Annotated in this window: 9 protein-coding genes and 1 tRNA gene; 3 read left to right on the top strand and 7 right to left on the bottom strand. The window is 41.6% G+C overall.

Annotated features, from left to right (window positions below; translation table 11 throughout):
* Positions 1–385: 385 nt before the first annotated feature.
* Positions 386–459, bottom strand: a tRNA-Pro gene (locus AC5V8P_RS21335).
* A 130-nt stretch (positions 460–589) separates the two neighbouring features.
* On the opposite strand from AC5V8P_RS21335, the gene AC5V8P_RS21330 reads away from it, so the two are divergent.
* Entirely contained in the window at positions 590–895 is a 306-nt protein-coding gene (locus AC5V8P_RS21330; protein ID WP_064795337.1) for a hypothetical protein, read from the top strand.
* A gap of 67 nt (positions 896–962) precedes the next feature.
* On the opposite strand, the gene AC5V8P_RS21325 is transcribed toward AC5V8P_RS21330, so the two are convergent.
* Both AC5V8P_RS21325 and AC5V8P_RS21320 read right to left on the bottom strand, forming a co-directional pair.
* Positions 963–1,790, bottom strand: coding sequence for a barstar family protein (locus AC5V8P_RS21325; protein WP_064795338.1), 828 nt, complete (start codon positions 1,788–1,790; stop codon positions 963–965).
* Positions 1,791–1,970: 180 nt separating this feature from the next.
* Positions 1,971–2,234: a hypothetical protein gene (locus tag AC5V8P_RS21320; RefSeq protein ID WP_231116693.1), complete on the bottom strand. Its 264-nt coding sequence runs from the start codon at positions 2,232–2,234 to the stop codon at positions 1,971–1,973.
* A gap of 206 nt (positions 2,235–2,440) precedes the next feature.
* Here AC5V8P_RS21320 and AC5V8P_RS21315 point away from each other — a divergent pair, with 206 nt between their 5' ends.
* Together AC5V8P_RS21315 and AC5V8P_RS21310 are read left to right on the top strand one after the other, a co-directional pair.
* Entirely contained in the window at positions 2,441–3,199 is a 759-nt protein-coding gene (locus tag AC5V8P_RS21315) for a DUF2087 domain-containing protein (RefSeq protein WP_064795339.1), read from the top strand.
* Between the two features lie 31 nt (positions 3,200–3,230).
* Entirely contained in the window at positions 3,231–3,572 is a 342-nt protein-coding gene (locus AC5V8P_RS21310) for a GIY-YIG nuclease family protein (RefSeq protein ID WP_063209963.1), read from the top strand.
* Positions 3,573–3,574: 2 nt separating this feature from the next.
* Here AC5V8P_RS21310 and AC5V8P_RS21305 read toward each other — a convergent pair whose 3' ends face one another.
* From AC5V8P_RS21305 to AC5V8P_RS21290, 4 genes are all read right to left on the bottom strand, one after another.
* Positions 3,575–4,135 (bottom strand): GNAT family N-acetyltransferase, encoded by a 561-nt coding sequence (locus tag AC5V8P_RS21305; protein WP_063209964.1) that lies wholly within the window; start codon positions 4,133–4,135, stop codon positions 3,575–3,577.
* A 28-nt stretch (positions 4,136–4,163) separates the two neighbouring features.
* Entirely contained in the window at positions 4,164–4,721 is a 558-nt protein-coding gene (locus AC5V8P_RS21300; RefSeq protein ID WP_064795340.1) for a hypothetical protein, read from the bottom strand.
* 279 nt (positions 4,722–5,000) lie between these two features.
* Positions 5,001–5,945 carry a class I SAM-dependent methyltransferase gene (locus AC5V8P_RS21295; RefSeq protein WP_064795341.1) on the bottom strand — a complete coding sequence of 315 codons (945 nt, stop codon included), beginning with the start codon at positions 5,943–5,945 and terminating at the stop codon, positions 5,001–5,003.
* A 117-nt stretch (positions 5,946–6,062) separates the two neighbouring features.
* A partial coding sequence (locus AC5V8P_RS21290; RefSeq protein WP_495473837.1) for a rhamnogalacturonan acetylesterase occupies positions 6,063–7,161 on the bottom strand: 1,099 nt, incomplete at its 5' end.

The following is a 7,161-nucleotide window of genomic DNA, read 5'->3' as shown; positions in this document are numbered from 1 at the left end:
TTCATTTATTTCAATTGAGCTCTTGTTTTTATTAGTTGGGGTCTGTACCGTTTTTGTAGGAATATACTACACTATTGTGCTTCCCCGTTATGCTGATTACAGCACTTCTTCTAAGGCCCTTCAGGAATCTTTATAGGCAATTGCAAAAAGTTTACAGATAGTAGCATTGAAGGGATTGTTGATTTGTCACTTTTGCCTCCAATCCCGTGCAGAAGCAGAGGTGGCTCCATCCTATCTCCCTTCAATGCCTCACAAGTACATACATTCGTACATACGACTAGGTCGTCAAAAGCCAGTAGCGACAAAAAGCGATAGGATAGATGTAATATATAAAAAAATGTCCTGCTGGCGCACGATCCGCACCCGCAGGACATTTGGATTATAATCGGAGTAGCGGGATTCGAACCCACGACCTCACCCACCCCAAGGGTGCGCGCTACCTGGCTGCGCTATACCCCGATGAACCAGTGTATGTAAACCGTTGCTGTTATTTACCATTATAATCTGGTCATAAAAGCCTGTAAAGGCATAATTTAGTGTGAGTGACGCAAAAAGTATAGACTAAAATCTGAGATCACAGGAGCTAACCATGCAGAGCAAAAAAATAATCATTTCCGCAGCACTACTACTTTTTTTAGTACAATTAAGCATTCCTATGGGCTATACCTTTGCACAGGATGACCTTGTCATAGATCAAAAAACGAAAGAGAGACTAGCAGAGCAATATGGCTTGGAAGAACCTCAGCCACCTGCATCAGAGCAGCAGAAAAAAATATTTTTCGAAGCTGATTGGGGTTTTAGCACGCCTGCTGGAGCTGTGGTGCAAGAATTGATCAGCTTCACTCACAATCCGCTCATATTTATTAGTCAGCAACTGATACGTTTGCTAAAATAGCCATACACAAACTTCAAATACATTTTCCTCCTATGTAAAAGGTGGATGCAATAATTTATGTTCCATTTCAAAAATTTCCTTCTTGCTTTCCGATCTTATCCGAAGAAAAATTCATGATAACACCACCTGATTCTAAAATCGTTAAGAGTTCCTTAAAATATTGCTGTGGTGAAAATTCATAACATCTCTTTTCTTGGTCCCATTCTTCCTCAAATCTTTCCAAGAAATAATGTGCATTTTTCCAATCGATCGTGAACGGTCCTACTGCCCCAAAACCTCCACAGAGACAGTCCGATATACTGTCCAAGCTAAATCCAAAGTACCCTCCCGGCCCATTAATCGCTTCACCAAGTGCTATAAAAAATGTTGTAAAATCAGATATGTATTCGCCCTCTAAAGTATAGACTTCTCCTCGTTTATCCGGTCTGGCAAAATGATTAGATGCAGAATATATTCTAGTCACGTTTAGCCATCCGGATCGCTCTTCTTTAGAGAAGGTATGCCATATATTATTTTCATGCGGCTGGGTTCCCTTTAAAAACTCCCATAATCTTAATTCTACAGAGGAGGGTTTCGTTTCAAACATGCCTGTTAACTCCAGATGGAAATTTTGTTTATTATAATTTTGTTTATGGATTATGTAGGATTCAGGTAAATGAAAATAATAGCTTCCAATCACTTTTTCTTCATCATCTAAAATAGCAATGTACAAGTTGGATATAGATTGTTTTGTCTTTGCTATGTTTCTTATGAATTCCTCATTAAAGACAAATTGTTCAAACATGACCTTTTCATACGTTTCGACCATGATATCACCCGTTAATCCAACCACATCTCGACAAAAACCAACTGTGAGCCCACTTTCATCATCCATGACAGCAAATCTATATTTCATATCATATCTCCTCACAATAATTTTAAGGAATATAGCATTTTAGGAATATAAAATCATGTAAAAAGTTCTAAAGATTCTAGCAAAAAGTCACGCTTACATTTGTTTTTATGATCAGTTAGCTTCCTTCTTATCATTTGTCTACATAGTTCCTTTTGAGCTTTAGTAATTTTATCTTGCACGTTACTTATCAAGTGTTCCTCTATTCCCCTTGGTCTTTGGATTTATTAACAAGTCGATAAGTGGCAGCACCGCTCCACTGTCTCCTAGATCAGCTAATGTAATGGCAATTACATTTCTGAGCAATACACTATTCGTCGTTGCCAAATATCTAGATAATATTGGAGTGAATGAATGATCTAACTTTTCACCCACATCCTCTATTATCTTTACTGCTTCCTTTAAATCTCCACTTTCTATGGCTTCTTCTAATCGCATTTTGTTCATTGTTTATCAACCCAACTTATTACAATATATAACAGCTATCCAGTCCCAACGCAATAACAATTTACATATAATAACAAAATTATATCTCTTTTGTACATAACAGAACAATGTCAAGGACCTGAGAAATTTCAACTCATTGATTTAAAATAAACAAAATGTTATATTGTCTATAAAATAATCATCAATTAATTGAGGTGTTTGCTAAAATGGATCATTCCGAACTATTCTGGAATGCTGGTGTTGAAGAACTGAAGCGTGGATATATTCGCCAAGGGGAGCAGGTGGTTTGCCTACTGGACGGACAACGATATGAACAAGGCATCATATATCAGGATCAAGGGGTATTCTATGACGCGGAGCGGTATATACGCCTTCATATTGAGCGGACATACGGATCGGTGTTTGACTATTTGATCGGTCTGGACAAAAAGCTGACCGGACTCACGGATCATCAGAATCGGCTGCTTCAGTTATTTTATCAAGGTATGGGCGATGCGGATATCCAAAAGGAAACCGGAATCGGCAGCGCATCCACCATACGCAATCATCGCTTTGGACTCAAGGAGAAAGAACGACAGGCCAGGGTATTTCTCACATTAATGGAACTGTTAAAAGAGAAAGACCGTCACGCTCCCGCCATCGTAGAAGTACCCGTACGAGCACGGATGGTGGACGAACGTTACAACATTACAGAAGACGAAAGGCAAAAGGTACTCACGAAGTATTTTCCGAATGGTACAGACGGTCGCCTAAAGACCTTTAAAATGCAAGAAAAGCACAAGCTGATTGTGCTGCGTGAAATTGCGGGCCGGTTTGTGAAGGGACAAATATATCATGAAAAAGATATCAATGCGATCTTACAGGAAGTATATGACGATTATGTCACGGTGCGAAGATATATGATCGAATATGGTCTACTAGATCGCAAACCGGATGGCAGTGAATATTGGTTGAAGGAATCGTAAAGCTAGCATTTTAAAATAGGGGGATTCGACAATGGATCGGAGAAAAGAACTAGTTCAGCAATACATGGAGATGAAGACAGAGGCGGGAATCTATTGTATTCGCAATACATGCAATGGGAAAATTTTCGTCTCTTCCACGCCGAATTTAAAGTCGCTGAATGGACGGCGTTTTGAGCTAAATATGGGTGGATTTAAGAATAAACAACTACAACAGGAATGGAATGAGTACGGCGAAGATTCGTTTGAATTTGAAGTGCTGGATGTTTTGAAGAAAAAGGATTCGGAATTCTTTGATGTCAAAGACGCGCTGGCAAAGCTGGAGCAGACCTGGCTTGATCGACTCCAACCTTACGGGGACAAAGGATATTTGTAAACTTACTGCTCCGCGGAAAACTCCTTGCGAAGAAAGCCAAAAACAACAGCGTCCACAAACTGACCTTTTTCATAAAAGTAATCTCTCAAGTGACCCTCTTTAGTAAAGCCACTTTTGAGCAGCAACCGTCTGGAGCCTTCGTTATCTGGATCAATGAAGGCTTCTATACGGTGAACCTGCGGCAATTGAAAGCCGTAATCCACCACCACCTTCATCGCTTCTGTCATCAGGCCTTGCCGCCAGTATTCCGGTGCCAGCTCATAGCCGATTTCGATACGGGAGTGTTCCTTCTGCCAGTTATGAAATCCAATTGTGCCCACGATCCGCTCAGGAACTTCTTTTAGCGTAATCCCCCAACGAAAGCCCTCTTGCTTCTCATATCTCGTTAACATGGAACGAATAAATTTTTCTGCTTGCTCTACCTCCGTAAAGCTTTCCAAATCATAATATTTTGTGACTTCATCTCTGGAGAAATAGGTGAATATGTCCTCCGCGTCTGCTAATGTAAGCTGTCTTAAATAAAGCCGGTCAGTCACCAAAACCGGAAACGTTTCCATTGCCATCATACATCTCTCCTCTACTTCGAAAAACCTATTTAATCAACCACCAGCCGACCCCCACCACAACTCCATTGATGAGAAATAATACGCTGCATGCTCTCCATTTATTAATTTCACTTGTTTGAAAAAAGCTGGTCACAGTACTGCGACACAGAAATATTGTAAAAAATAAATTCCAAATAATACGCATACCATATTTAACGTAGTATAGAGCAGGGCTAAGCTGCACACCGCCTAGCGCTGGGGAGATATCGGGAATAAACAGAATGGCACACGCATAACGCATGGTCTCATATGTAAAATAAAATAATGCCAGCCACCAAGCCCACCTCTTACCAAACAACATGCCGACTCCGGCAGTTGTTCCGGCCAAACCAAGCAATGCAATGAACCCTTGAAACATGCCTCTGCATATGCCTATTAATGTAGAAGCCTCATTTAATGCATTAAGCGTCAATAGCTGTGTCACCAACAGGAGTGCTCCATTAAAGATCAGTAAAATAGCTGAAATGCTTACACCTAAAGGTCGTTCGAAAGCCACGTTCGTTACATAATCTTCTACTTCTTTTTTTGTATATAGATCGGACACTTCTTCTACTCTCCTAACCCAATTATTACATCCATTTTGCAGCGGGCATAATAACAGTGTGTTTTCGCCTCATTTCCATATATCGGCTTTTAGGAAAATATGGTTTAATCTTCCCTGAAAAATCCCCTGTTACCTATAGAATAATTATTATCCAGGGCAACAATGCTATCAAATCAATGTCATGAGAATCCTGATCGTTAACCGAATCCCAAATAGAGTAATATCTATCCTTATACTACCATTCCAAGAGTGAATCTGACAAATGACTGATAATAGCACTTATGAATGTATACGCGTTATTTTCGTAGCTCTGTAACCTTTAGAGGACTCGATATACTCTACTTGATACCCCATTCGGACACTCAAAAGCTCTTCCATGAATGGCAGGCATGGACTGTAAATAAAGCTCCCTCCTGGCCGAATGGCTCTAAGCAATTCCATATATTTATGAGCGTACTCATGAATATTGCCGTCTGTCTTCAGATGATGATGTATAAAATGATTGGAGAATGCCATATGTGAAACGATCGTTCCCCATGTACTTTCTCCATAAGTGCTCTCTAACCAATCTCCTTGAATGACACAACCTTCTGTCTCAGCCAGCCGATCTGTTCCGTAAGCCTCAAATCCCAAGGAACGTAAATAGGTAACCAACCGTGCCTCTGATCCGCAACCAACATCTAGAACAGGCTCTTGCAAACGAGCAAGGTCCAATCCTAGCAGATTGACTTGCAGCTCCGGCGTATATTCCTCACAAGGTATCCAAAAGGTATACTCACTCTCTGCATACTTAGCGAATATTTCACGTCCATTGGTACGAATAAGGAAATCTCTCAAATGCCCATAATGCTGCTGAAGCAGTAAGTCCAGAGTTGCTCCAGCTATAGCTTTCTTTTGAAACAGCTTTTCAATCCGGGTGAAAAATCGATCATACAGCTCCGCAAGCTCCCTTGCATGATTTGTGTGAAAATGTAGATACTGATTGGTATTTACAAACTGGGACAGTATTTTGGCCGCTACATCCTTCACAAAAACATGATATGTATGTTGGCGCTTCAAACTTTGAAGCATGAGGATCAGTTCCGGGCTTCGCTGCGTCAGCCAGTACGTCATTTCCGTTGAAGGTCCTAGCAGAACAGAACCCTCGCGCATGTAAAATAAACTCCGATGCTGATTATGCAGGAGTTGACCGTTAATAAGACTATGAAGTTGAGCGACTGTCATGCTGATTCCTCCTTTAAGGTTCAGAACATTAATGCCCTACCCAAGCCTATATATATTACTGGGTTTGGGTAGGGTCAGCTTGTTTTCTGAGTGTATTATGGTTGTGGAAACTCAGTGCTATTGCAACTTTTCTGCCTTTACATAAGAAGATAAAGGAATATTCAAGTCACGAACCCCTTGGGCTACCAACCGGGCTATCTGCTCCGCACCATACTCCTGAAAATGTGTATCGTCCTTCACGCCATCAGGAAATGCAGGATATACACCTGGCTTCAAATGTAAAAATAACGGAAGTGTTCCTTCCAGTCCTAGTGTATCATAGTAGTTTACACTCAATCGACTAAGATCGACCAGCGCAACCTTCGTCTCTGATGCTGTTTCCTTCATGGCCTGCACATATTCCGGAAAACTGATCCGAAACGAAGCGCTTGCTGCATCATAATCCCGGCGGCCTACAGGAGTAATTAACACAGGTATCGCACCACGTTGGGTGGCTCCTTGGATGTACGTTTTCAAGTATACTTTGTAATCGGCAGGTGAAACATAACGCTCCTGATTATTGATCACGGCATCATTATGCCCAAACTGTATGAACAGGTAATCTCCTGGACGGATATTTCGTAAAATATCATCTAACCGCCCTTGAACCAAAAAGGTCCTCGTACTGCGTCCTCCAATAGAACGGTTCACAAAAATAGTCTCATCTGTAAAAAATGGAGCAATCATTTGCCCCCAGCCTGCCTGAGGCTTCATCGAGGCTTTGTAAGTTTGAACCGTAGAATCTCCTGCAAGGTATACGGAGGGATGCTCTCCAGCCGTTCGAGCTTCCTTGGGAGTGATAACCAGGGCGTTGATCTTCGCTTCATTTCCTGAGAAATACAATTCGAGCTGACCGTCGATGAGTGCAAGCTCGAACGCAGCCTCAACAAATTGTCCTGCTGTTTTGGTGGTAGGCTCTACTTTCACAATGGATTCGGCTTTAACCGTAATATCCGTGTTTCCGGCAGTATCTCCGGCAATTAGAGAAAGCGTGTAATCCGCAGGTGGTAAATTGACGACAAAGGATGAGCCTTGAACACGCACAAAATCTGAGCGTATAGCATCACTTCCACCGCGGTTCTCTTCAGTTACCTTGGAAAGATCGGTAAATCCATAGCCACGCTCAGGCGTGTAAGCATCCTTGGCAGTGACCTGGGTGTAGCCGTCAGCTACGTCT

This window comes from Paenibacillus sp. N119s (genome assembly GCF_059447605.1).
The sequence above is the reverse complement of the archived record's forward strand: the minus strand, read 5'-3'. Positions and strand labels throughout refer to the sequence as shown.